Annotated in this window: 15 protein-coding genes and 1 riboswitch; of the genes, 12 read left to right on the top strand and 3 right to left on the bottom strand. The window is 70.5% G+C overall.

Annotated elements, in window-relative coordinates; genetic code table 11:
- Window positions 1–113: 113 nt before the first annotated feature.
- The 6 genes from NFR49_RS05795 to NFR49_RS05770 all read left to right on the top strand — a co-directional run bounded on the left by NFR49_RS05795 (window position 114) and on the right by NFR49_RS05770 (window position 8,531).
- Window positions 114–2,231 carry an InlB B-repeat-containing protein gene (locus NFR49_RS05795; protein WP_251158688.1) on the top strand — a complete coding sequence of 706 codons (2,118 nt, stop codon included), beginning with the start codon at window positions 114–116 and terminating at the stop codon, window positions 2,229–2,231.
- A 415-nt stretch (window positions 2,232–2,646) separates the two neighbouring features.
- Entirely contained in the window at window positions 2,647–3,711 is a 1,065-nt protein-coding gene (locus NFR49_RS05790) for a hypothetical protein (protein ID WP_251158687.1), read from the top strand.
- 396 nt (window positions 3,712–4,107) lie between these two features.
- A complete protein-coding gene (gene purH / locus NFR49_RS05785) occupies window positions 4,108–5,709 on the top strand; it encodes a bifunctional phosphoribosylaminoimidazolecarboxamide formyltransferase/IMP cyclohydrolase (protein ID WP_251158686.1) in 1,602 nt (533 codons plus the stop codon).
- 324 nt (window positions 5,710–6,033) lie between these two features.
- Window positions 6,034–6,729, top strand: a complete 696-nt coding sequence (locus NFR49_RS05780; protein ID WP_251158685.1) for a hypothetical protein — start codon at window positions 6,034–6,036, stop codon at window positions 6,727–6,729.
- Window positions 6,730–6,822: 93 nt separating this feature from the next.
- Complete coding sequence (locus NFR49_RS05775; RefSeq protein WP_251158684.1) at window positions 6,823–7,488, top strand: response regulator transcription factor; 666 nt, start codon at window positions 6,823–6,825, stop codon at window positions 7,486–7,488.
- Between the two features lie 2 nt (window positions 7,489–7,490).
- Entirely contained in the window at window positions 7,491–8,531 is a 1,041-nt protein-coding gene (locus tag NFR49_RS05770; RefSeq protein WP_251158683.1) for a sensor histidine kinase, read from the top strand.
- A 167-nt stretch (window positions 8,532–8,698) separates the two neighbouring features.
- Here NFR49_RS05770 and rlmD read toward each other — a convergent pair whose 3' ends face one another.
- The gene (gene rlmD / locus NFR49_RS05765) at window positions 8,699–9,886 is read right to left on the bottom strand and encodes a 23S rRNA (uracil(1939)-C(5))-methyltransferase RlmD (RefSeq protein ID WP_251158682.1); all 1,188 of its coding nucleotides are present in this window, start codon (window positions 9,884–9,886) and stop codon (window positions 8,699–8,701) included.
- A 123-nt stretch (window positions 9,887–10,009) separates the two neighbouring features.
- Window positions 10,010–10,205, top strand: a riboswitch (cobalamin riboswitch).
- A 167-nt stretch (window positions 10,206–10,372) separates the two neighbouring features.
- On the opposite strand from rlmD, the gene NFR49_RS05760 reads away from it, so the two are divergent.
- The 5 genes from NFR49_RS05760 (at window position 10,373) to NFR49_RS05740 (ending at window position 20,083) form a co-directional block, all read left to right on the top strand.
- Window positions 10,373–10,825, top strand: a complete 453-nt coding sequence (locus NFR49_RS05760) for a DUF4430 domain-containing protein (RefSeq protein ID WP_251158681.1) — start codon at window positions 10,373–10,375, stop codon at window positions 10,823–10,825.
- A gap of 148 nt (window positions 10,826–10,973) precedes the next feature.
- Window positions 10,974–11,945: an L-lactate dehydrogenase gene (locus tag NFR49_RS05755; RefSeq protein WP_251158680.1), complete on the top strand. Its 972-nt coding sequence runs from the start codon at window positions 10,974–10,976 to the stop codon at window positions 11,943–11,945.
- Window positions 11,946–12,286: 341 nt separating this feature from the next.
- The gene (locus tag NFR49_RS05750; RefSeq protein ID WP_251158679.1) at window positions 12,287–13,753 is read left to right on the top strand and encodes a radical SAM protein; all 1,467 of its coding nucleotides are present in this window, start codon (window positions 12,287–12,289) and stop codon (window positions 13,751–13,753) included.
- 932 nt (window positions 13,754–14,685) lie between these two features.
- Window positions 14,686–18,828: a hypothetical protein gene (locus NFR49_RS05745; protein ID WP_251158678.1), complete on the top strand. Its 4,143-nt coding sequence runs from the start codon at window positions 14,686–14,688 to the stop codon at window positions 18,826–18,828.
- Window positions 18,829–19,375: 547 nt separating this feature from the next.
- Window positions 19,376–20,083, top strand: coding sequence for an MgtC/SapB family protein (locus NFR49_RS05740; RefSeq protein ID WP_251158677.1), 708 nt, complete (start codon window positions 19,376–19,378; stop codon window positions 20,081–20,083).
- A gap of 31 nt (window positions 20,084–20,114) precedes the next feature.
- Here NFR49_RS05740 and NFR49_RS05735 read toward each other — a convergent pair whose 3' ends face one another.
- Together NFR49_RS05735 and NFR49_RS05730 are read right to left on the bottom strand one after the other, a co-directional pair.
- Entirely contained in the window at window positions 20,115–22,232 is a 2,118-nt protein-coding gene (locus NFR49_RS05735; protein WP_251158676.1) for a hypothetical protein, read from the bottom strand.
- A 232-nt stretch (window positions 22,233–22,464) separates the two neighbouring features.
- Entirely contained in the window at window positions 22,465–23,544 is a 1,080-nt protein-coding gene (locus tag NFR49_RS05730) for a 6-phosphofructokinase (protein WP_251158675.1), read from the bottom strand.
- 436 nt (window positions 23,545–23,980) lie between these two features.
- Between NFR49_RS05730 and fusA the strand changes: the two genes are divergently transcribed.
- Window positions 23,981–26,035: an elongation factor G gene (fusA, locus tag NFR49_RS05725; protein ID WP_251158674.1), complete on the top strand. Its 2,055-nt coding sequence runs from the start codon at window positions 23,981–23,983 to the stop codon at window positions 26,033–26,035.
- The last annotated feature ends 363 nt before the right edge of the window (window positions 26,036–26,398 follow it).

Below are 26,398 nucleotides of genomic sequence, written 5' to 3'. Positions count from 1 at the left end.
TAAACGCGTTTGATTTTTCACGTTTTATGGGAACTCCAGTGGGAAAAAACCGGGCCGAGAGCCCCGGGGCTGCCAGCCACGGGACGGAAGGCTCGTTCGAGGAGGTCCCGGTCGTGGGCACATCTGGATATCGCTGGAAGGGGAGGGCGGCCGCCGTCGTGGCCGCCGCATGCATCGCGGGGACGGGCCTGTCGGTGGCCGTGACGCCGGCGCTGGCCGACCCCGACGGGGCTGCCGTGGAGGCGGCGGACCAGACCCGGATGATCTCCAACATGCGCTGGACCGTCACCGGGCCCGACACCGCCACGGCCTCGTGGGACGCCGTGGACGGCGCCCTGTTCTACGACATCAGAATCCTTAAGAACGGCGTTCAGGTCGATGACGAGAAGACCCAGGGTACCAGCTTCGATTTCACCGTGACCGATCCGGGTGCCTACACCTTCGCCGTGGGCGTGGCCCAGTCGGCCGGCGGCTCGAGCTCCGGTATCACCCAGGCCCGGGACAAGCTCCTCACGGTCTCCCTCGACCCCAACAACGGCGAGGCGGTGGAGCCCGTGGCCATGCTCGTGGAGGAGGGCGGCCGCCTCCGCGACAGGCCTGTCGACCCCTCCTGGGGGGCCAACGAGTTCAAAGGGTGGACCGCCTCCCCGGTGAGCGGCGCCCTGGTGGCCCCCTACGACTTCACGGGATGGGGTGCCCAGATCATGGCCCCTGTCACCCTCACGGCCCAGTGGCGTCTGGCGGCCCCTGCGTCGGTGACCTGGAACGCCGCCCACGACGGCGTGGGTTGGGACCACGTGGACGGGGCCTCCGGTTACCACGTGGTGGAGGCCGCCGGGGCGAACGCCCCCGACACCACGGTCTTTGACACCGATGTGGCCGCCGGCGTCTCCTCCGTGGGGGTGGACGCACCTGCCGACCCTGGGACCTATGTGGTCACGGTGGAGGCCCTGGGCGGGATGGGCGTCGCCCCCTCTGCGGCCACGGCCTCGGCCGCACTCCACAGCGTGGCCTTCGATGCCGCGGGCGGCTCGCCCACGCCTGCCATGGAGTTCGTGGAGGCCGGCCAGGCGGCTTCCCGACCGGTCGACCCGGTGCGCGACGGCTACGGGCTCGATGGCTGGTTCGCGCCCGGCGCGACTGCCGCTTACGACTTCGCCACGCCCGTGACGGCGCCGACGACCCTCACGGCCCGCTGGTCGCCGCTGCCGTGCTCGGTGCGGCTGGAGCTGAACGGCGGCACGCTGGACGGCCCCGACGTGACCTCCTACACCCCGGGCACCTCCGTGGCGCTGCCGTCTGCCACCCATGTGGGCTGCACCTTCGGCGGCTGGTACGAGGCGGCCGACTTCTCCGGCAGCCCGGTGACGCGGATCGACGCGACCGCCACGGGCGACAAGGTCTTCTACGCGCGGTGGGTCCCCGACACCTATCTCGTCTATCTCGACCCCGAGGGGGGCAGGATCCTCGATCGCCGCCTCACCCACTACACCTACGGCACCGGCCTCGTGCTGCCCCAGATGGTGACGAGGGCCGGCTACACCTTCGAGGGCTGGTACGCCACGGAGGACTTCACCGGCAGTCCGGTGGAGCGCATCGCCCCCGACGCAACGGGTGACAAGTCGTTCTACGCCCTCTGGCGCGCCAACGACTACGGGATCGTCTATGAGGCCGACGGCGGCGAGCTGCCCGAAGGCGCCCCCGACGGTTACGTCTATGGCGAGGGGTGCGAGCTGCCGGTGCCCACGAAGGCCGGCCACACCTTCGAGGGGTGGTACGAGACGGCCGACCTCTCCGGCGATCCGGTGACCGAGGTGGGCGCGGACGCCACGGGCGACAAGACCTTCTACGCCCGCTGGTCGGAGGACCCGGCCGACGTGCCCGGCGGTGACGCGTCTGGTGGCGGCACGTCTGGCGGGGCAGTGTCCGGCGGTGACCACGGCGCTGGCGGCTCCGGCGGGGCTGTGTCCGGTGGTGACGGCTCCGGTGAGGCCGTGGACAAGGGTCCCGGCGCGGGGTCTGACGGGGGCGGTGCCGCGGCCGGCGCGGATGCCTCCGCTGTCGACGGCCGGGCCAAGGTGGTTCCGGTGGGGGAGCGGCGCGACGCGGCGGTGGGCCTCGTGGCCGAGACGGGCGACTTCCAGCGGGGCGGCGGCGTGCTCCTCAGTATCGCCGCGGCGGTCGCAGCCGCTGCAACGGCGCTGGCGGCACGGCTGCACCGCAGGGCCTGAGGCAGCCGGCGCGCCGCGGGGCCTCCCTCGCCATCCCCTGGCGCCCCCTCTCGGCACTCCCCCTGGTGCCCCCCTCGGCACCTGAATGCGATTGAGGGCGACTTTCCTCGGGCAGAACCGCCGGAAGTCGCCCTCATCCGCGTTCAGGCGGCCGGAATCCGCCCCCAACCGCGTTCAGGTGTCGAGAGGGTCGCCCCCAGGCGCGTTCAGGTGCCGAGAGGGTGCCAGCCTCCGGAGCCGCCCGCCCTTCCCCGGCGCCGTCCGACACCCTGACGCACTTCCGACAGCCCCCCGACACCCCCTGACACCGGTGCCGCCAGAGGGTGTCGGAGAACGGTCGGAAAGGCGTCGAATCGCGGTCGGACGCGGTTGCTACGCTCTCCTCCCTAACGGAAGGACCGAGGGAGGAGAGAGAATGACAGTGGAGCGTACCTGCGAGATCGTCCCCATCGAGGCCGTCGACCCCCCGTCTCCCGGGGCGGGGCCGGTGGTGTCCCATGAGTCCGCCCTCTGGCTCTGGCGCCAGGGGTGGGCCCCCGTGCGGCGCCTCGACGCCGAGGAGTCCGTCGAGACCCTCGGCGCGGCCATGTGCACCGAGGGCGTCCGCCGGCTGAGGCGGTGGACGCGCCACCCGGCCGAGTGCCCCATCCACGTCCTGTGTGCCTCGCAGGACGTGCGCCGCCGGGTCAAGCGGGCGGTGTGCCATGTGGTTCCGGCGGCGTGCCGCGAGCCGGTCCCGCTCGTAGAGGCCCGCTCGCCGCATGGGGACAGCACGGTGACGGCGGTGGCGCCGGAGGTCTCGTGGGCGCAGCTGGCCCTCAGGGCCGGAGTCACGGTGGCGCGGGAGCTGGCCTGGGAGCTCACCGGCACCTTCCGTCCCTGCGACGACGCACCGTTCGGCCTCGACGGGCGGGAGCCGCTCGCCACCGTCGCCGACCTCATGGACGCCGCCGTCCTGCTGCGCGGCGGCTGCTTTCCCAAGCACGTCGACCGCATGCTCCAGGGGGTGTGCGACCGCACGGCCTCGCCCATGGAGGGTCGCATCGCCTGCCTCATGACGCTCCCGCGCCGACGCGGCGGCCACGGCATCCCGACGCCGGAGGTCAACCGTCCCATGGGGCTCATGCCGGAGGAGGCCCGGATCGTCGGTGCGGGCACCGTGGTCCCAGACTTCTGCTGGGAGGATGCGGGCCTGGTGGTGGAGTACGACAGCGACGCCGCCCACGGGGACGCCCGCGCTGCGGACCATGACGCCCGCAAGCGCACGCTGTACGCGGCGCGCGGCATCGTCTGCCTTTCCCTCACCCGCGGCCAGCTCATGGATCCCGCCGCCTGCGACGCGTTCATGGACGTGGTCCGCGGGCACCTCGGCATGGACCCGGAGGAGCCGCGTCCCGGCGTGTGGCGCAACCGGGTACGGCTCAGGCGCGCGCTTTTCGGCTGGAGCGCCGCCGGCCTCGCCGCGGAAGGAGTCGGGTGACGGTGTCGGGCGATGGAGCGCCGGGTGACGGGATGCCCGGTGGTTGCCGGGCCGTCGCCCTCTCGCCCTTCCTCCCTCCTCTCCCCATCTGAATGCGGTTGAGGGCGACTCCGAAGACGTGGCGGCGCCGGAATCCGCCCCCAACCGCGTTCAGGCGCGCAAAAACCGCCCCCAGACGCGTTCAGGTGCCGAGAGGGTCGCCCTCAACCGCGTTCAGGTGCCGTGGTGGCCGACGGCCGACGGCCGGCAGTTGACGGCCGCGCCGCAGCACCGCCCCGCGCCGCCCCGCCCCGGACCCGAGGCGCTCCTCTCGTTCGGCTACGATGGGAACCGCGGGAGCGAGAGACCCGCCGTGCCGCAGGCAGCGGCAAAACCAGGGAGAGAAGGGGAGGCCCAATGACAGACAGGCCCGTCAAGCGTGCGCTGGTCTCGGTGACCGACAAGACCGGCGTGGTGGAGTTCTGCCGACAGCTCCAGGACACCTACGGCGTCGAGATCGTCTCCACCGGCGGCACGGCCAAGGCCCTGACGGCCGGCGGCGTGGACGTGGTCGAGATCGGCGACTACACCGGCTTTCCGGAGATGATGGGCGGCCGCGTGAAGACGCTGCACCCCAAGGTCCACGGGGGCCTCCTCGCCCGCCGCGACGACGTCGGCCACATGGCCGAGGCCGAGGAGCACGGCATCCCGATGGTCGACCTCGTGTGCGTCAACCTCTACGAGTTCGAGAAGACCGTCGCCTCGCCCGACGTCACGTTCGCCGACGCCGTGGAGCACATCGACATCGGCGGCCCGTCCATGCTCCGCTCCGCCGCCAAGAACTCCGACAGCGTCACCGTGGTGTGCGACCCGGCCGACTACCCCGACATCCTCGACGACATGGCCGCCCATGGCGGCGCCACGTCCCTCGGGCTGCGCCGCCGCCTCCAGGTGAAGGCCTACACCACCACCGCGGCCTACGACACCGCCATCTCCGCGTGGCTCGCCGGCCGCCTCGCCGAGGCCGAGGGCGCCGAGGCCACGGCGTTCCCCGAGCGCCTCACCGTGGGCCTCACCAAGCAGGAGGACCTCCGCTATGGCGAGAACCCGCACCAGGCGGCCGCGTTCTACCGCGAGGACGACGCCCCGGCCCACTCGCTGGCCAACGCCGTGCAGCTCAACGGCAAGCCGCTCTCCTACAACAACCTTCTCGACACCGACGCCGCGTGGGCGGCCGTCCGCGAGTTCGACGAGCCCGCGTGCATCATCCTCAAGCATCAGAACCCCTGCGGCTCCGCCGTGGCCGAGGACGTCACCGCCGCCTACGACAAGGCCTACGCCTGCGACCCCGTGAGCGCCTTCGGCGGCATCATCGCCTGCAACCGCGAGGTGCCCCTCTCGCTCGTGGAACACTTCGCCGACGTCAACAAGCAGTTCGTGGAGGTGCTCATCGCCCCGTCGTTCACCGACGAGGCCCTGGAGCGCCTGGCGCGTCGCAAGAACCTGCGCGTGCTGGCCACCGGCGGCGTGGACGCCCCGGCGGCGCTGGAGATGCGCACGGTGGACGGCGGCCTGCTCGTGCAGGAGGTCGACCGCGTGACCGAGACGCCCGACGACTACCGCGTGGTCACCGAGCGGCAGCCCACCGAGCAGGAGCTCCACGACCTGGAGTTCGGCTGGAAGGTGGTCAAGACCGTGAAGTCCAACGCCATCCTCGTGGCCAAGGACGACGCCGGCATCGGCATGGGGCCGGGCCAGCCCAACCGCGTGGACTCCGCCATCATCGCCTGCGACCGCGCCCACAAGGCGTGCGAGCGCATGGGGCTGGCGCCGGAGAACCTCGCCGCCGCGAGCGACGCGTTCTTCCCGTTCCGCGACGACGTCGACGAGCTCGCGGCCCGCGGCGTGACCGCCATCATCCAGCCCGGCGGCTCCGTGCGTGACGAGGAGGTCATCGCCGCCTGCAACGAGCACGGCATCGCGATGGTCTTCACGGGCAGGAGGCACTTCCGCCACTAGGGCGAGGACCGTCGGGCCGACAGGGGGTCGAGGGGCATCGAGCCTCTCGGCCCCCTGTCCCGTTCGCGGCGTCACAGAGGTGCCTGGCCCATCTGTCACTTGGTATATTTCTCGATTGATGGAAGGCGCGCATCGGGGACACCGTGTGGCACCCGGGGATCCCGACCGACGTGGCGACAGCTCAACCGCGAGGTGGGACAAAAGTGCCCGACCATTGGGACAAAAGTGTCCGGGTGGTGGGACAGTGGGACAGTGGGGCGGTGGCGCTACCATGGTGGGGGCCGGCGCGCCTGCCGGCCCCATACGACCGTCCCAGGAGGCCCCATGCTCGACCCAGACCGCGACTACACCGACGCCGACCTCGCCGCCCTCGACGAGTTCACCCTGGGCGAGCCCGTGCTCGTGTGCCGCTGGCGCCTCTCGGACCGCCGCATCCCCATGGCCGGCCGCCACATCCGCGCCCTCGGCGAGCGCGTCACCGACGGCTGGGCCCCCACGCCGGAGTTCCTCGCCTGGGTGCGCCAGCACCTGGAGCAGACCCTTGACGCCGGCGCCGCCGACGACCCCGACGGCGTCCTCATGCTCGCCGTGGATGCCGCCGGCCACGGGGCCATGGCCGTGGGCCCCTACGAGCCCCTGGCCGACACCTCGGCCGCCGCCCTCGCCGCCCGCGCCGCCGCGTCGGCCGAGGAGGGCGCGCGTACGTCGGTGGCGCCCGAGACGCTCTGGGCCGTCGCGGACGGCGCCTTGCTGGCGGGCTTCGGCGACACGTTCACCTGCGGCGGCGCCGGCACCCTGCTCGTGGACCTTACGGAAACGTTAGGGCGCCCGGTGACCTTTGATGGGACACTGGCTCAGAGGGTCGCCGCAGGGGAGCCCTTCGACGAGGTCTTCCTCGTCTCCGACGAGCACGGCGTGGTGCCCGCATCCGACAACGGCGGCCCCACGGCCGAGACGTTCGCGGCCCAGCTCGGGAGGCTCCGCGAGGCCACGGCCGCCAAGCAGGGCCGCGGCATCTGACCCGGGCCACGGCCGGCCGCAGCCGCCCCGCCGCCCCGGCCGCGCCCGCAACCGCACCGCCGCACCCACCCGCCGCAGGCAGAAGGAGGACCCATGACGCGCATCGCACTGGTCGAGGACGACGCCGCCATCCGCGACGCCCTGGCCCAGATCCTCTCCCAGCGCGGCTACGAGCCGGTGCCCGTCACGGACTTCTCCCGCACGTCGCAGACCGTGTTCGATGCCGCCTGCGACCTCGTGCTCCTCGACCTCGGCCTGCCCGGCGTGGACGGCACGGTGGTCTGTCGGGAGATCCGCTCCCGCTCCGACGTCCCCATCATCGTGGTGACGAGCCGCAGCTCCGAGGTGGACGAGGTGCTGTCCATGACCATGGGGGCCGACGACTTCGTGGCCAAGCCCTACTCCGCCCACGTGCTCGCCGCCCGCATCGAGGCCCTGCTCCGCCGCGTCCAGGGCTCCCGGTCGCGCCCGGTGGTGGAGCACAACGGCCTCTCCCTCGACATCGAGGCCTCCTCCGCCGCGGCCAACGGCCAGACCGTGGAGCTCACCCGCAACGAGCTGCGGCTCCTCGCCTACCTCATGCGCAACGCCGGGTCCGTGGTGTCCCGCACGGCCCTCATGTGCGAGCTCTGGGACACCGACGCCTACGTGGACGACAACACCCTGACCGTCAACATCAACCGGCTGCGCCAGACGCTGGCCCGCATCGGCGTGCGCGACTACCTGGTCACCCACCGCGGCCAGGGCTACTCGGTGTGACCATGGAGTTCCTCCGGTTCCTGAAGCCCAAGCTGCCGGGCCTCGCCCTCTACGGGGTGGCCCTCTTCGTGGTCGCTGGGCTCCTCCGCCTGGTGGGGACGCCGCGCGACATGGTCTACCTCGTGCTGGTGACGCTCGCCGCCGTGGAGGCGGGCCGCCTGGCCATGGAGTACCTGCCGTCGGCGGGCTTCTGGAGGCGCGTGAGCCTCATCGGCCGCGCCCGCCCCGGCGACACCCCCAACGCGCTCGACCTGGCCTGCGACCTCCCGAGCCTGCGCTCCGGCCGCGCCGCCCTCGTGGACGACGCCGTGGACGCCCTGCTCGCCCAGGCCAACGCCGACGCCGCCGCCGTCAGGGCCGACTCCGCCGAGTACCGCGCCTTCATCGAGCGCTGGAGCCACGAGGTCAAGACCCCGGTGGCCGCCGCCTCCCTCATCGTCCAGGCCAACCCGGGCCCGGTGTCCGGCCGCATCGCCCCGGAGCTGCAGCGCATCGAGGACTACGTGGACCAGGCCCTCTTCTTCGCCCGCTCCTACACCGTGGACCGCGACTACGTGGTGCGCGAGACCACCCTCGGCGAGCTCGTGCGCGACGCCGTGCGCGCCCGCGCCACGCTGATCCAGGAGTCCGGCGTCTCCGTCTCCTTCGACGGCCTCGACCAGCCGGTCTACTGCGACCCCAAGTGGTGCGGCTTCATCGTGGGCCAGCTCGTGGACAACGCCTGCAAGTACATGGGGGCCGAGGAGAGCCCGCGCCTCTCGTTCACCGGCCGGAGGCTGGCGGCGGGCGGCTCGGCCGAGCGCGTGGAGCTGACCGTGGCCGACAACGGCGTGGGCATCGCGCCTCAGGACCTCCCCCGGGTGTGGGACAAGGGCTTCGTGGGCTCCAACGGCCGCGACCTCGCCCGGTCCAACTCCACGGGCATCGGCCTGTTCCTCGTGCGCGACCTCTGCCGCAAGATGGGCGTGGAGGCGAGCGTCTTCTCCGACGGCGAGTCGGGCACGGAGTTCCACCTGGTGTTTCCCATGGTGCAGAGGGGCTAGCAGCAGGCCCCCTGTCCCACCACCCGGACACTTTTGTCCCAATGGTCGGGCACTTTTGTCCCACGGAGCCCCGATGCGCGCCATTCATCAATAGAGAAATAGGCAAAGTGACAGATGGGCCAGGCACCTCTGTCGCATCATGCGGGTCCGGCGCGCCCTCCCGCCGGCTACCGCCTCCGCAGCGCCGCCACCGTCTCGGCGTGCTTGGTGTGCGGGAACATGTCCACCACCGTCAGCGACTCCAGCAGCCAGCCGCGCCGCACGAGGAAGTCCAGGTCGCGCCGCTGGGTCACCGGGTTGCAGCTCACGTACACGATGCGCCCGCACCCGCTGGCGTCGCACGCCGAGAGGAACGCCTCCGTGGCGCCGGCGCGGGGCGGGTCGAGCACCACGACGTCGAACCCGGTGCGGTTGCGCCTGGAGTCGGCCAGGTAGGCCGTGGCGTCGGCGCAGACGAACCGCGCCCGGTCGCCCAGCCCGTTGGCCCGTGCGTTGCGCCGCGCGTCGGCCACGGCCCCCTCCACGCGCTCCACGCCCACCACGGAGACGCCGTCCACGGCCTTGGCCGCGCACAGGCCGATGGTCCCGATGCCGCAGTAGGCGTCCAGCAGCGTCTGGCCCGGCTCCAGCCGCGCGCCGTCGATGGCCAGCCGGTAGAGCGCCTCGGTCTGCTCGGGGTTTGTCTGGTAGAAGCTCGTGGGGCCGATCTCGAAGGTCACGCCCAGCAGCGAGTCGTGCATGACGCCGGGCCCCAGCAGGGGTTTCGACGTGGGCCCCAGGATGGCGTTCGTCCGCCGCTGGTTGATGTTCTGCACTACCGACAGCCTGAGCGGCGCCGCCTCGGCCACGGCCTCGGCCAGCTCGCGGCCGTGGGCCAGGATGTTGCCGTTGGTCACGACGGTGAGCAGGCCCTCCTCGGTCCTCCAACCGGTGCGCACCACGGCGTGGCGCAGCATGCCGCGGCCCTTGTCCTCGTCGTAGGCGCGAATCTTCAGCCGTTCGGCCACCCGGGCCACGTCGTTGAGGACGGGCCGGCAGCGCGGGTCCTCGACCAGGCAGGCGGCGCACGGCACGATGCGGTGCGTGCCCCGCTCGTAGAAGCCGCTGCGGATCACGACGCCCTTGCCGGGCGAGAAGGGCGTGGCCGCCTTGTGCCGGTACCCCCGCGGCACCTCCATGCCCACGATGTCCACGTCGCCCGGGGCCGCCTCGCTCGCCCCGGAGCCCAGGAGGTCCGAGAAAAGCCCCACCACGGCCTCGCGCTTGCGGCGCAGCTGGATGGGGTAGGGGACGGCCAGCCATTCGCAGCCGCCGCACCGTTTGGCGATGGGGCAGGTGGGGGTGGCAAATCCCATGGGGGCTCCTTTTGCTCTCTCGACGTCGACACCAGAAGTCTAGCCGTCCTGCCGGCCGCTGCCACGCGCCGGCGCGCCCGGCGGATGCGGTACGCTAAAGGCAACCGCATATCATCGCAACCCGAGGGCACGGTTCGAACAGCTGTCTGCTTAGTAGATTAATAAGGAACCCGGTTTGAGTCCGGGACAGCCGCCACTACTGTGTTCGGGCAAAGGTGCGGGCGCATACCCATTGGGCCCGGTCCCGAGAAGGGGCCCGCACCGTCGGCCGAGGCCGACACCCGTGAGTCAGGAGACTTGCCTGTCCTCGATAGGTTCGACCGTCCCGGGCGTGTGGGTCGTGGTACCGGTGCTGTGATGCCCCGCCTGCCCCCGTGACCCGGCGCCATCGCCCGGGTGCCGCCCCGGCAGACCGGGTCGTCCCTCCCCGCCGCGCCGCTCTCCCAGACGGGAAAGACGGGCAATCGACGAGAGGAAGGCACGCCCATGAACCGCAAGACAGCCCAGAACCCCGCAGCCGGCCGCCGCACGCCGCCCCTGCGCAGCCGCGTCGCGGCACTGCTCGCCGCCGCGCTCATCGCGGCGGCACCGGCCCTCGGCGCCTGCTCCGCCGCCCCCTCCGCGCCTGCGGACGCGGGGCAGCAGGCGTCCGGGCAGCAGCAGGCGTCCGTCTCGGTGACCCAGAAGGTCGGAGACGCGGAGAAGACCGTGGAGGTGCCCGACGGCTCGACGGTCCTCGACGTCCTGAAGGCGTCGGGGGTGGACTTCGAGTCGAGCGACGGCTCCTACGGCGCCTATGTGACCTCCATCGACGGCAAGGCCGCCGAGGGCAACTCCGGCTGGACCTACTCCGTCAACGGCGAGCAGCCCACGGTGGGTTGCGGGGAGTACGAGGTCGCGGACGGCGACGTCGTGACGTGGGAGTACGTCTCCTTCTGACGCCTCGGGCGGTGACGCCGCCCCACGGCCGTTCGTGACCGTGGGGTGACGTGTGGCACGGCCTGCCTGCCGCCGCGCCGCGACGGCCGTAGCATGGGGGCGCCCGACCGCCGCGGCCGGGCGCCCCTTCGCGTGAAAGGACCTGCCCATGGGAACGTGCGTATCCGTCGGCATCATCGGCCTGGGCCACGTGGGCGCCCACGTGGCCAACAGCCTCATGCTCCAGGGCATCGCCGACGAGCTCCTGCTCTGCGACATCGCCTCGGGCGACGAGGACAACTCCAAGAAGCTGGCCGCCGAGGTCCAGGACCTCTCCGACAGCCTGGCCTTCTGCCCCCACAACGTGCGCATCGAGAACTGCGGCGAGGACTACGCCGCCCTGGCCTCGTGCGACGTCGTGGTCAACGCCGCCGGCAAGGTGCGCCTTGCCGCCGAGGACCGCGACGGCGAGCTCTTCTACACCACCGACACCGCCCGCCGCTTCATCCCCGTGCTGGCCCGCGCGGGCTTCTCCGGCGTGTGGGTGACCGTCGCCAACCCCTGCGACGTCGTGGCGACCCAGATCTGGAAGCTCGGCGGCTTTGACCCGCGTCGGGTCATCGGCACCGGCACCCAGCTGGACTCCGCCCGGTTCAGGCACGTGCTCTCCCGCGAGACGGGTATCGACCAGCACTCCGTGGGCGCCTATATGCTCGGCGAGCACGGGGCCACGCAGTTTGCCTGCTGGAGCCAGGTGAACTTTGGCGGCAAGCCCCTGGCCGAGCTGGAGCGTGAGGAGCCGGGGCGCTTCTCCCTCGACCGCGCCGCCCTGGAGGACGCCGCGCGCCGGGGCGGCTACGTGGCCATGGCCGGCAAGATGTGCACCGAGTACGCCGTGGCCAACGCCGCCGCGCGCCTGGTGCGGGCCGTGGTGTCCAACGAGCACGCGGTGCTCGCCTGCTCCACCCTCATGGACGGCATCTACGGCGAGGAGGGCCTGTTCTGCTCCGTGCCCTGCGTCGTGGGCGGCTCCGGCGTGGAGGCCCTCATGGTGCCCGACCTCACCGGGCCGGAGCAGGCGGCCTTCCACGCCAGCTGCGCCCACATCCGCGAGAACCTGGGCCGCGTGGGCCTGGCCTGACCGCCCCCTCGGCGCCCCGCGGCCGGGTCCCGCTCGCGGGGCGCCTTCCCTCGCCGTCCGCCGCGGGACCTATTCGCCCCAACCCACTCCCGTATATCACGCGCGGTCTCCAGTCTCATCAAATCCTTGTCGGGGGTAGACTGTTGCACTTGAGAACATGGGGGCTGGAGCAGCGGTTATCTCCGCTGTGGGCGTAATTGCCTACAGGTTGAAAACAGCTCGGTGCCACCTTGGTGAGGGGAGTGGTTTTGCCGTCCGGCGTCTTCTCCCTAAAAAAAGGGGGTACATGCAAGCCAGCCAACAACGCAGGGCCACAGCCCGCATGACAGCAAGGGGAGAGTATGCAGTCTAAGATCGCGCACGCCGCCGAGCGTACCGCCTTCGGTTTTGCCCTTGACGGCATCATCAACGCCGCCTCCAGCAAGGACCGCGAGAAGAACCTCGACAAGCTTGTGGACATGGGCTCCAAGCTCCTCAAGGACACCGCCCCCGGTGCCGCCCGCGGCCTGCGCGCCGGCCTGTACCCCGGCTCCAAGTGGGAGCAGTTCCTCTTCTCCCTCATGGACGAGGTGGACCACAACATCATCAAGACGGCCGTGCTCAACGGCGGCTACGAGGCCGCCTTCCGCGGCCTGCGTACCTGCACCGAGAACGCCGAGAAGTACCAGTGCAACGTGCCGTGGATCATCCTGTTCGACCCCACCACCGCCTGCAACAAGCACTGCATCGGCTGCTGGAGCGCCGAGTACGGCAACCGCTACAACCTGTCCTTCGACGACATGGACAAGCTGGTCTCCGAGGCCAAGGCCCTGGGCACCCACATGTTCATGCTCACCGGCGGCGAGCCCCTGGTGCGCAAGAAGGACATCGTCAAGCTGGCTGAGAAGCACAACGACTGCATGTTCAACATATTTACCAACGCCTCCCTCGTCGACCAGGCCTTCTGCGACGATGTGAAGCGCGTGGGCAACATCGCCTTCTCCATCTCGGTCGAGGGCTTCGAGGACTCCAACGACGGCCGCCGCGGCGACGGCTCCTTCCAGGAGGTCATGGCCGCCATGGACCTCATGAAGGCCAACGGCCTGCTCTTTGGCACCTCCACCGCCTACACCACCAAGAACTACAAGACCGTCACCTCCGACGAGTACCTCGACATGCTCATCGAGAAGGGCTGCCGCTACGCCTGGTACTTCCACCTCATGCCCGTGGGCGCCGGTGCCGGCACCGACCTCATGTGCACGCCCGAGGAGCGCGAGTACATGTTCCACCGCATCCGCGAGATCCGCGGCATCACCGGCGGCAAGCCCATCTTTGCCATGGACTTCCAGAACGACGGCGAGTACGTGGGCGGCTGCATCGCCGGCGGCCGCGTGTTCTGCCACGTGAACGCGGCCGGCGACGTGGAGCCCTGCGTCTTCATCCACTACTCCAACGCCAACATCCACGACAAGAGCTGGCTGGAGTGCCTGCAGCAGCCCATCTTCCAGGCCTACCGCGCCCACTACCCCTTCAACGACAACCTCCTCCAGCCCTGCCCCATGCTGGAGAACCCCGAGATCCTGCCCCAGATCGTCCACGAGGCCGACGCCCCCTGCACCGACTACGCCGCCCCCGAGAGCGTGGACGACCTCTGCGCCCGCACCACGCCCTACGCCGAGAGCTGGAAGGCCACCGCTGAGAAGCTCTGGCTCGAGGAGCACCCCACCGGCAAGAAGATCTACGCCGACGAGCTCTCCAACATGGCCGTCGACGAGAAGGCCAAGATCATCGCCGAGGCCGACCGCGAGAACGAGGCCGTGACCAACTAAGGCCCCGCCCCGCTGCCCCGAATCGGCGGCATCGAAGCGACATGCGCAGCCCGAACGACCCCGTGTATCCGGCGATACGCGGGGTCGTTCTCATGACCGCCCGCCCGCGCCTGCCTGTCCCAACACCCGGACACTTTTGTCCCAATGGTCGGGCACTTTTGTCCCACTTTGGCCGGGAACGGTGCTGCCGCGCGGGCGCCAGCGCCCCTGGAACGTCCTGCGGGCGGCTTCTCACCCGTAGAAGCTCCTGCGGGCGATCTGCGTGACAGAGGTGCCTGGCCCATCTGCCACTTCTCCTATTACGCAGTTGATGATGGCTGAGAGGTACTGCGCCCCTCGGCCCTCCTTGCCTTATCGCCCATGTCGCTCTGGCGGGGCACCCTGCCGTCATCTTGGCCGGGTGCTTCTGTCCCGCCACTCGGCACTTTCGCTGTCACACGGGGCTGGTGGTCCAAGCCCTCTTCCCCGGCATCTGTCCTGCGTCATTGTGGCGTACCGGTCGAAAAAACTCCGCTACCGTGGCGCACGCTTCGTTTGGTTTGGCAGGTCCCTCGCGCCGCCCATCGTGGCGCCCGCGGTCGGGGTCCCTCGTGCGGCACGTGACAGAGGTGCCTGGCCCATCTGTCACTCCACCTGGTTCTCCCTTTATGGCCATCGCCATACTGCAGAGGCTTCCGGCATGCGCCGCCCGTTTGGCTGATGGGTGCGGCCCGATCCCCGTGTGACCACCGGAGGGGTCCGACCAAAGTGGGACAAAAGTGCCCGACCATTGGGACAAAAGTGTCCGGGTGATGGGACAGGTGGTGGGACGGCCGAGCCTGGCCGGCGGGGTCCCGCCTTTATTGACAGGGATAGATTCCGGTCCTACGCTTGAAATCTAACTTAAAGAACGCTGCAAAAATGCTGCAAACATAGGGCGATTGGCGGTACAAATGAACTCTCTTACCCGCACCCTGGCCTCCCTGGCCGCTGCCACCCTCACCTGCACGGCCCTGGTGGCCCTGCCGGCGACCCCGGCTGCGGCCGCCCCGCCGGCCGGCTACACCCATCCGGCCGACGCCTGCCCCGTCACCGTCACCGGCGGCGTGGAGGGGCGCGACTACTACTACGCCTCCGAGACCTGGACGCGAAACCCCGGCAGCCCCGTCACAAGCACCCTCAAGAAGCTGGTGATCTGCTCCTCGACGCCCCTCACCCTCTCCACCGGGGGCGCCACGGTGGACGCCACCGTGTGGATCGAGGCCGGCACCCAGGCCAACATCACGCTGGACGGCGTGGACATCGCCTCCCACGTGCCGTTCACCATCGAGCGCAACCGCGACGCCGCCGGCAACTCCGTCGACCCCAAGACCAGCGTCCACATCACCCTGGCGGCCGGCTCCACCAACCGCCTCGAGGCTGCCGCGTCGGCCTATGCCCCGGGTATCCGCTGCGGCGAGGACACGGTCCTCGTCATCGACGACGACGTGGCCAACGTGGACGTGGACGGCGCCCCGGTGGACGTCACCGGCGGCCGCATCAAGGAGGGGACGGTCTACGTGGACCGCGACGGCGCCGTCCGTACCGCCGGCGCCGACGGCCCCACGACCAATATCAGCAACCTTGAGAGCCGCAACCCCGGGTCCCTGGAGGTCCAGGGCGGCTACCTCTGCGCGGCCATCGGCGGCAGCGACTGGGAGACCACCGGAGAGATGACCTTCAACGGCGGCTCCATCACGGCCCGGGCCGTGGGCGACGGCACCTACGGGTTCGGCGCCGGCATCGGCGGCTCCCACGGCGGCCACGGCACCACCGAGGACACCTGGATCACCTTCAACGGCGGCACGGTCACGGCCTGGGCCTCCTACCACGGCGCCGGCATCGGCGGCGGTGGCCCCAGCTACACCACCGCAGGCTCCACCAGCAGGGAGAACAACTACCGGTTCCCCGACGCCAAGCTCAGCGACCGCCTCCCCGGCAACGGCTTCGGGGCCAACTCCGGCACCCCGGTCCACTCCAAGGTCTGTGCCGGCAACCTGCGCTTCAACGGCGGTGTGGTGGTCCCCATCTCGGCCGACCACGGCAACGCCATCGGCCAGGGGTGCTTCTGCTGGAACGTGGGGCGCCAGATCGTCATCACCGGCGGCACCGTCATGCCCGACACCTCCCGTCAGGACCCCTCCTACGGCTATGCCCACGCCATCGGCGCCCTGGGCGGCGAGGTCTACGTCACCGGCGGCTCGGTGCGCATCGGCCAGGTGACCCACGACAACGGCAAGACCACCAACGAGAAGTACCAGGCCTACATCGGCGACCCCGTGGACCCCGACAACCTGCCCTCGGACTTCTACACCAACTTCTCCTCCGACACCGCCTACGGCGCCCTCGACAAGAGCAGTCAGGTCATGATGCGCACCATCAAGGTGCCCGGCGCCCTGGGGGCCAACGCCCGCATCACGTCGTTTGCCATGACGGTCAACGGGGTGTCGTACCCCTACGGCTCGCCCCACTCCACCGACGAGAACGGCAACCTCTACCTGTGGCTCCCCAAGACCACCGAGGGCGAGGTGCGCGTCAACCTGACCGCCGTGGACAAGGACGGCAACGTGGTCAGGACCGAGCCCTACTACATGGACGACGTCCAGAACGGCGGAGACCACCTCAAGCAGTACGTGATCTTCTCCATCGACCCCGAGAAGGTGCCCACCCTCAAGAACCTCACCAAGCGCTACGACGGCCTGCCCTGGGGCGAGGACGTCTCCGGCAAGCTCCTCTCCGAGGTGGCCCAGCAGGCCGTGGAGGTGGACAACCCGCCCGTGGCCGCCGGTCAGGACAAGAACAAGCTCGACAACGCCACCTCCATGGTCATGGAGTCCCAGCGCCTGGCCACCGACGAGAACGGCGACCTCATCCGCCGCCCCGACACCGGCGACGGCTCCAACGTCTACGAGGTGGACACGGCCTCGGCCATCACCAAGGGCTTCAACGCTAACGTGGGCAAGTACAAGCTCACCATCAGCTCCGACCAGTACGCCCAGGACGGCTCCTCCTTTGCCGAGAGCTTCTACGGCCACCGCTGCTACTACGACTACGCCGAGATCACGCCGGCCGACACCCAGACGCGCCTGGAGGTGGCGCGGGTGGGCTCCACGGCCGACGTGCGCCTGACCGCCCATGTGAGCCCGCGTCACGACGACGCGGTGACCGAGGCGCTCACCTGCGCCGCACCGGAGGGCGCCGTGCAGTTCTACATCAACGGCAAGAAGGTGGGGGAGCCGGTCGCCGTGGCGGACATGGGTGACGACGAGCTCGAGGACGGTTACCGGCAGTCGGTGGCCACCCTCACCGTGGGGCCCGACGACTACCGGTCCCTCCTGGTGAACCCGGCCGCGCCCTCGTCGTCCCGCGCCGCGGACGGCCTGGGCAGCCAGCGGGTCACCGCCGAGTTCATCCCCACCCAAAAGGGCAACTACACCGACTCCAACACCGACTCCAACGCCGACTTCTTCGTGGCCGTCGACCCCGAGTGGTGGTCCTACGAGAAGGTCTACGACGGGACGCCGGCGTTCGACGGCCTCGACGGCTCCCATATCCTGCCCTTCGTGCCCGCCGGTTTTGACGTGGCCCTCTCCTTCGACCCGGCCCAGGTGACCTACGCCCCCGACGGCTCCTCGGTGGGCACCCACCCCATCGTCCTCAAGGACACCGAGCTCACGGGTGCCGACGCCGACAAGGTGATCGTCATCGGCTACACCCGCGGCGACTCGCTGACGCTTAAGGGCACCGTGACCCCGCGCGACGTCACGGTGACCACCTCGACGTCCGTGGGGACGGCCCCCGCCCACCGGCCCTTCGGCGGGTCGTTCTCCTTCGGGGCCGACCTCGTGGCGGGCGACAGCCTCGAGGGGCTGCTGGGCGCCGCCTCCTTCGACATGGGCGGTCTCGACCCCTCGGACCCCGCACCCGGCCTCTACCTCGTGACCGTGCGGCCGGAGGCCCTCCGGGGCCTGGAGCCCGATGAGGAGGGTCGCTACACCTTGGGCAACTACCGCATCGCCGTGGAGGGCGCCTACGTGCGCATCGAGAAGGCGTCCCGGCCCGTGCGCGACGGGCAGATCTCCACCGTGGCCCAGGACGTGCCGGTGGGCGGCCCCCTCCAGATCACGGACACCCTGGACGGCACCCCTGTGGACACCGAGCGCTCCTACTTCAAGAGGGTGGGGGACGGCTGGGAGCCCGTGGACGGCGAGCCCACGGAGCCCGGCACCTATCTCGTGGTGTCTTCCGAGCGGAACCCGGGGCCGAGCCCGACGCTGCCCGGCAGCGACGTCTTCCGGATCGTGGGCGCCGACACCGACGGCGACGAGGCCCCCGGCCCCTCCAAGGAGCCCGTGTCGGTGTCCGCCGACGACATCGTGAGCGGCCAGGACCCGCGGGTGACCGAGACGGCCCCCGACGGCGGCCCCGTGGAGGTCACCCGCACCTACTGGAGGCAGGACCCTGTGGACCCCCGCCACTGGGAGCCCGTGGACGGCGTGCCCACGGAGCCGGGTACCTACCTTGTGGTGTCGGTGCCCACGGACCCCGACAGCCCCTGGGGCCCCGGTAGCGCCGTCTTCGTGGTGGAGCCGGCCCCGGCGGGGGACCCCGACCCCACGCCGGGCAACCCGGACAAGGGCCGGCCCGTGGTGACGGTCGAGGGTGTTGACGTCGTCGACGGCCAGGTGCGCCCCCGCGTCCTCGTGGATGGCAAGCCCTTCGACGGCGCCTCCGACCCCGAGGGCCGCCGCGTGGAGGAGGTCTACTACGTGAGGGAGCCCGACGGCAGCTGGCGGCGCCTGGCCGGTGCCCCCGACGGCCTCGGCGACTATCGCGTCGTGGTGCGCCTTCTCGACCGCGACGGAAACCTCCTGGCCGAGGCCTCCTACGACTTCTCCCTGGACGGCGCCGGCGCGGTGCTGCCGGCCACCGGCGGCCGGGCCGTGGTGCCGGTCACCGGCGACGTGGCCGCCGTGGCAGGTGCTCTGGGTGCCATGGCGGGCCTCGGCGCCGCGGCGGCAGCGGCGACGGCGGCGCGCCCGGGTCGCCGCCGCTGACAGGCGCCCCCCGTCCCACCGATGTCCCAATGGTCGGACACTTTTGTCCCATTTTGGTCGGGCACGGTTGCTGCCACGCGGGCGTCGGCACCCGCAGGACGTTCTGCGGGTGCCACTCCACCCGTAGAGGCTTCTGCGGGTGCCGATAGGGTCGCCCCGCCACCCGTGGAACGTTTTGCGGGCGGTTTCTCACCCGTAGAAGCTCCTGCGGGTGATTCGTCCGGGCCGTCGTCCCGTCGGCCGCACATGGCGGCGGTGCCCGGCCTATCCGCCGCTCTGCCTGTTTCTCGTTTTTTGGCACCCACCCATGTCGCAGCGGCCTCCGTCATGGGATTCGGCGCCGCTGGGACAAAAGTGCCCGACCATTGGGACAGAAGTGTCCGACCATTGGGACAAAAGTGTCCGGGTGGTGGGACAGCCTCGCGGCCCCGGGGAGGCCTCGGTCCGCCGCTTGGCCGACCGGCCGGGAATCAGGGGACATCCGCGGCCCCGAGGGGGTATGGAGCCAAAGGAGGGATAGTCCGGCGCCCTTGGAGGTGGCACGTCCATGCTAGGTCAGTACTTCGCGAGCCTCGGGGCCACGGCGGCCGGGTGGAGCACCGACGCGGTCTTCCTGCGGCTCATCCTGGCCGCGGTCGTGGGCACCGTCATCGGCATGACCCGGGAGTTCAAGAACAAGGGCGCCGGCGTCAAGACCCACGTGCTCGTGTGCCTGGGCTCGGCCCTCTCCATGATCGTGAGCCAGTACATCCTGGAGGAGATCCCCGGGGCCCAGCTCGACATGGTGCGCAACGGCGCCGCCGTCATCTCCGGCGTGGGCTTCCTCGGCGTGGGCACCATCATCGTCACCGGAAAGAACGAGGTCAGGGGCCTCACTACCGCCGCCGGCCTGTGGGTCTGCGCCTGCATCGGCCTCTGCGCCGGCATCGGTCAGGTGGACGCCACCCTGCTGGCCCTGGTCTTCGTCATCTTCACCTTCACGGTGCTCTCGCGGCTGGACGCCCTGGTGCACCGCTTCTCCAAGAAGTTCGACGTCTACGTCGAGTTCGAGAACCGCCACGCCGTCAAGGAGTTCCTCAAGAAGCTCCACAGCTGGGACTGCGCCTACGACAACTTCCTGCTCACGGGAGGTGAGAGCGGCAGCTCCTTCGTGGCCGCCACCCTCACCATCACCCTGCCCACCATGGACCGCAAGCAGGCCTTCGTCGACGCCATCCAGCGCCTGGAGTTCGTGAGCTTCTGCGAGGAGATCTAGGCGCCGGGGCGCTCCGGGAGGCCCGACCCCCTCACGAGGCCAGGGCCCGGAGCCTGTGCGCCACCGCCACCAGCACCGCCACGATGCCGAGGAGGAACGCCCAGCCCCCGTCGCCCAGGCGTGGCACGGCGCCGACGCCGGCTGCCGTCCTCGCCACCGCGGGGGAGACGGCCGCGCCGCCCTCGTCCGCAGCGGGGCCCATGGCGTCGGGTGCCGTGGCCTGGCAGGCGATGGCACCGGTACCCGCGGCATGGGCCTGTCCGCCGTCGGGGTCCGGTTCCGCGGGCGTCGCGGGGTCGGGCGTCGCCGAGGGCTCGCCGCCCCGGTCGTTGCCCGGCTGCGGGTCGTCGTGCGTGTCCGTCGCGGCGTCGGGGTCCGCGACGGTGACGGTGGCCGTCTTGGTGACCACGTGGGTCGGGTCGATGGCGTAGGAGTAGCGCACCGTGTAGGTGCCCGGGGCGAGACGGTCCACATGCCCGTCGCCGCGGCCGGAGGCCACGAGGTTCCCGTCGGCGTCAAAGAGCTCGAACCCGTAGTCGCCGTCCGCCGCGAGGTCCTCCGTGCCCGCGAGGCGCATGGTGCCCCGGTCGTAGCGCTCCGCCACGGCGGAGAGCAGGTTGTCCGCCGCATCCCAGGGACCGGGCCGGTCGAGGGAGAGGTCCCTCGTGTCGAACACCCGGCTCACCTGCAGGTAGATGACCCCGTTGGAGCGGATGACGGAGGAGTCCCGGTCGCTCGTGGTGTAGGAGTAGTAGGGCCAGATCCCGCTTCCGTCGGGCAGGATGTTGACGGTGTAGCCGAGGTCCTTGATGGAGTCGAAGGCGTTCTCGAGCTTGATGTCGAAGGAGCCGTCCGTGTAAAGGACGTCGCCCGCCACGCCGCGGTTCACGAAGATGAAGTCGGAGTAGGAGAGGGGCTTGAGGGCGTCCTGGACCTCCCGGGGCGCCGGGTCGTAGATGCGGGTCCCGTCCTCGTCGGTGGTCATGACGGTGGCGTCCCACCGGGCCTCGCCGCGGGTCATGCGGCGGACGGCGTCCATGAAGGCGGTGCTCGGCGCCCCCACGGCGACGCTGGACCCGGCGGAGTCGACGGTGCGGAAGTCGCCACCGCGCCAGTAGTAGCAGTAGGCCCCCAGGTCGAAGGTGCGGCTCCCCGCGGCGGAGGCGAGCGCCTTGTCGGCGGTCCCGTCCGCGATGGACTCCACCTGGGCCCGTATGGCGTCGTAGTTTGCGATTCTCAGCGGAATCGCGGTGTCGAGGGAGGCACGGGCGTCCAGGTAGCCGACGGCCATGATCGCGATGAGGCGGTCCCACGAGAACCCGGGGTCGGCGGCGCGGAGCTGGTCGAGCGTGAGGTAGCGGCCGGCCTCGACGCTGTAGAGGGTCTCCTCGTCGTCCAGGCCGAGCTTGAGGGAGTCGCCCCGGACCCGGCTGCCGTCGACGACGACGTCGGGGCGGTAGGGGTCCGAGAGCTGGCCCGCCGTCTTGGCGAACCGGTTGAGCATCACGATCTCCTCCACCCTGAGGCGCTCGTCGGTGGCGTTCTCGATCCTGACGTGCCCCTCGAAGGCGGCGCCCGACTTGGTGAGGTCGAGGATGGCGCTGTCGTTGTTCCAGCCCGTGGCCATGGTGGCGCCGGTGGCGGTGTCGGTGGCCGAGACGGATGTGCCGTGCGCCACGGCGCCGTCGCCCCTGAGGGATCCCTCGGTGCCGTTGTAGATGACGGAGCCCACCTCCCGGGACGCGTCGGCGGCCGGGGCCTGCGCCGCGGCGGTGGGGGAGGGGTCCCCGGCTGCAGCGGCCCCATCGGATGTCGCCTCGCCGCCGCTTGCCGCGTCGTCGGCTGCCTCCCCGGCCACGGCGCCCTTGTCGGCTGCCTTCGCCTCGCCGGCCGCGACGCCCTTGTCGGCTGCCGCCGTCTCGTCCGCGGCCGCGACGTCCCCGTCCGAGGGGTCGGCGTCTGCCGGCGCCGCCACGTCCTCCGCCGCCACCGGTTGCGCCACGTCCTCCGCCGCCAGTGCGGGCGTCGCCCCGACCAGGACGACGGAGGCGCCGAGCGCGGCTCCCAGAAGCCCGGCTGTCATTCTCCGGTCGGGGAAGATGTCGGCGATGCTGCGGTGGTTGCGGCCGTGCGGTGTGCGGGGCGCCATGGCGTCCGCTCCTCTCTCTGTAGATATGTATGTATTTACATATCTACATTCGAGAGGTATGCATTAATTTTAAGCATGATTTACGGTGGAAATGTACACGATTCGGGGACATCTCGTCCTGCCGAGAGGCCCGTCCCCCGAGAGGCCCAGGCCCCGCCCGTGCCGACAAAACGGCCCCGCGCGCCAACCGACGCGCGGGGCCTGTCGACCGTCGGCCGCCTGCCGTGCGGCCCTACCGGTCGCCGAAGGAGATGCCCAGGTCGCGGGCCTCGCGGACCATCTCGCCGTCCGGGTCCACGTACTTGAGCTTGCCGGCCACGTCCTTGAGGGGCACGCGGCACATCTTGCCCTTCCGCTGGCTCACCATGAAGCCGTACTTCCCCTCGAGGCAGCCCATGGCCGCCTCCACGCCGCACTGCATGGCGAAGATGCGGTCCTGGGCGTCGGGCTGGCCGCCGCGCTGGGTGTGGCCGGGCACGGCCACGCGGACCTCGCGGTCGGTGCGGGCGGCGATCTGGTCGGCGATCTCGTAGGCCACGGACGGCATCACGCGCTTGGCCAGCTTGGCCTTGTACTCCTTCTTGGAGAGCGCGGCGTCCTCCTTGGAGATGGCGCCCTCGGCGGCCACGATGATGGCGTAGCGCTCGCCGTCGGCGTGGGCCTCGTCGATGGCCTCCACCACGTTGTCGATGTCGTAGGGGATCTCGGGCAGCAGGATGACGTCGGCGCCGCCGGCCACGCCGGCGTACAGGGGGATCCAGCCAACCTTGTGGCCCATGATCTCGATGACGAACACGCGCCCGTGGCTCGTGGCCGTGGTGCGGATGTCGTCGATGCACTTGGTGGCCACCTCCACGGCGCTCGTGAAGCCAAAGGTCATGTCGGTGCCCCAGGTGTCGTTGTCGATGGTCTTGGGCAGGGCGATGACGTCGAGGCCCTCCTGCGAGAGGCGGTTGGCCGTCTTGGTGGAGCCGTTGCCGCCCAGCATGAACAGGCAGTCGAGCCCCAGCTTGCGATAGTTGGACACCATGGCCGGCACCTTCTGGACGCCGTCGGCCGTGGGCTTGTCCAGCTCCTTGAAGGGGGTGCGGCTCGTGCCCAGGATGGTGCCGCCGTGGGTGAGCGACCCGGCGAAGTCCTCGGGCGAGAGCCGGGTGTAGCGGTTGTAGATGAGGCCCTGGTAGCCGTCGAGGAAGCCGTAGACCTCGACCTTCCCCTCCGTCTTGAAGGCCAGGGTCTTCACGATGGCGCGCATGGTGGCGTTGAGCGCCTGGCAGTCGCCGCCGCTCGTGAGCATTCCTACTCGCAGCATGGACGGGCTCCTCTCCTCGATGACTCATCGACTTCAAAAAGTGTGGCACAAGCTGCCGGCCGTTGATGTACGGGCCCCGTGATTGCCTGGACCGGCCGACGGGGCGGCCCGTCCCTCTCCGCGGCGTCGTTCGGCCCCGGTTGTCTGAGATTGCGGTTTCCGGCCGGCTCCGGAGGGGAGGGGGGCGGCAAAACGGCCTGCGATCGCGGTTTCCTGCCGGTATCGGCGCTGCGGCGGCGGCCGCAAGGGCATGGAATCGCGATTTCCGACCGGCCCTGCCCCGACCCGGCCCCGCCCCCGCCCCGGCGCGACCCGCCGCTCGCGGACGGGCGTCGATTCGACACATCTGCCATACCAGTTGTGGGGTAGGCTGAACAGAAGGTAAACCACGCCGCGGCCCCGCAGCCGCGGCGACGTCTCTTATTGGGAGGCAGCCATGGCAGAGAAGGTCAAGAACGTCGTGCTTGTAGGCCAGGGTGGCGTTGGTAAGACGATGCTCGCCGAGGCCATGCTCCACCTGAGCGGTGCCACCAGCCGCCTGGGCGGCCACTCCGGAACCAAACCCACCCTCGACTACGACCCCGAGGAGGAGAAGCGCTCCTTCTCCATCAAGCTCTCCGTGGCGCCCGTGAACTGGGAGGGCTGCCGCCTCAACGTCATCGACGCCCCGTGCTACCCCGACTTCATCGGCGACGCCTACTCGGCCATGGCCGCCTGCGAGACCGCGGTCTTCGTGGTGGACGCCGCCTCGGGGGCCCAGTCCACCACCACGCGCCTCTGGTACGCCGCCGAGGACCTCTCTCTGGCGCGCGCGGTCTTCGTCAACCGCATCGACCGCTCCGAGACGGCCTACGATGACACCCTCGCGGCGCTCACCGAGCGCTTCGGCAACCGCCTCGCCCCCGTGACGCTGCCCATGGGGGTGGGCAACGACTTCGAGGGCATCGTCGACGTCATCCGCATGAAGGGTCGCCGTCTCGGCCCCGACGGCAAGGCCCAGGTCTTCGACCTGCCCGAGCAGTACGTGGACGCCGCCCAGGCCGCCCGCGACGCCATTTGCGACCTCGTGGTGGAGGCCGACGACGACCTCATGATGAAGTACCTGGAGGGCGAGCCCCTCACGGACGACGAGGTCGAGGGCCTGCTCTCCCGCGCCATCGCCGAGCGCATCTTCGTGCCGGTGTTCGCGGGCGTGTGCACCAAGGAGGAGGGCGTCGTCTCCCTCCTGGACGACATCGTGGCGTACTTCCCCAGCCCCGACACCTACGGCAAGGTCCCGCTGGTCAACGGCGAGCTGCTCGACGTGGACCCCGACGACGACCGCCCGGTGGTCTTCGTCTTCAAGATCCTCAACGACCCCCAGCAGGGGCGCCTCGCCTTTGCCAAGGTGCTCACCGGCACCGTCACGCCCGGCCTGGAGCTCGTCAACGCCCGCACCCGCAAGACCGAGCGCCTGGCGCACCTCTACCGCATGATGGGCCGCGACACCACCGAGGTGAGGAGCGCGGAGGCCGGCGACATCGTGGTGGTGCCCAAGCTGGACGCCCAGACCGGCGACACGCTCTCGGCCACCGGCAAGGTGGAGGCCGCGGCGTTCCGCTTCCCCAACTCGCTCTACCGCATCGCCATCGAGGCCGACCAGCGCGGCAGCGAGGACAAGCTCTTCACCTTCCTCGAGAAGATGGCCGACGCCGACCCCACCCTCAAGGTGGACCGCGACGAGGACACCGGCCAGACCGTGATCAGCGCCATCGGCGAGGCCCAGGTCTCCGTGCTGCTTGACCGCCTGGAGAGCCGCGCCAACGTGGGGGCCCACACCGTGCCCCTGCGCATCCCGTACCGCGAGACCATCCGCCGCACCGCCACGGGCCACGGCCGCCACAAGAAGCAGACCGGCGGTGCCGGGCAGTTCGCCGACGTGCGCATCCGCATCGAGCCCAACCCCGACGGCGGCTACGAGTTCCTGGACGAGGTCGTGGGCGGCGCCGTGCCCCGCGGCTTCATCCCCGCGGTGGACAAGGGCGCCCAGGAGACCATGCGCGACGGCGTGCTGGCCGGCTACCCCATGATCGACGTCAAGGTGGCCCTCTATGACGGCCAGTTCCACCCGGTGGACTCCAACGAGATGGCGTTCCGCACCGCCGCGCGCCTGGGCTTCCAGGACGCCGTATCCCAGGCCGAGGCCGTGCTGCTGGAGCCCATGGCCACCCTGCACATCACCGTGCCCGAGAGCTACGCCGGCTCCATCATGGGCGACATCTCGGCCTCCCGCGGCCGCGTGGAGGGCATGGAGACCACCGACAAGGGCGAGGTCTCCATCCAGGCCCGCGCTCCGTACGCCGAGGTGGTTGACTACGCCACGCGCCTGAGGTCGCTCTCCCGCGGCACCGGCGAGTACACCGTCGAGGTGGAGGGCTACGAGCAAGTGCCCCACGACGTCCAGGAGCGCCTGGCCAAGGAGTACCAGGAGCGTCGCAGCCAGGGGAGGTAGCCTCCCACCGGGCCCGGATCCGGGCCACCCATACCCAAGCGCTTGAGGGCGCCCCCGACGGTTCCGTGCCGTCGGGGGCGCCTTTTTTCTGATGGGGCGGGGGACCGGGCCCGCCCTTGGCGGGTTTCAGGCGCCCCTGAGGGGACGCGGTTCCGAGGGGATGTGGTTCCTTCGCGTACGGGGCCATAGGCAACCGTTTGCCGATTTTTTGAGGAGGGGACCCGGGGCACGGGGGCCCTGTGCCTTAAATTGCGCCCTCTTTTTATTTCAGGCAGAGGGTATTCCGCCGCCGGCGATGGCGGACGGTTTCACGCCGCCGTTTCTTGATGTCATCCGGATATGACAGAAGACTCTTTTTCTAAC

Source organism: Caniella muris (genome assembly GCF_943193035.1).
GTDB lineage: Bacteria > Actinomycetota > Coriobacteriia > Coriobacteriales > Atopobiaceae > Granulimonas > Granulimonas faecalis.
The sequence above is the reverse complement of the archived record's forward strand: the minus strand, read 5'-3'. Positions and strand labels throughout refer to the sequence as shown.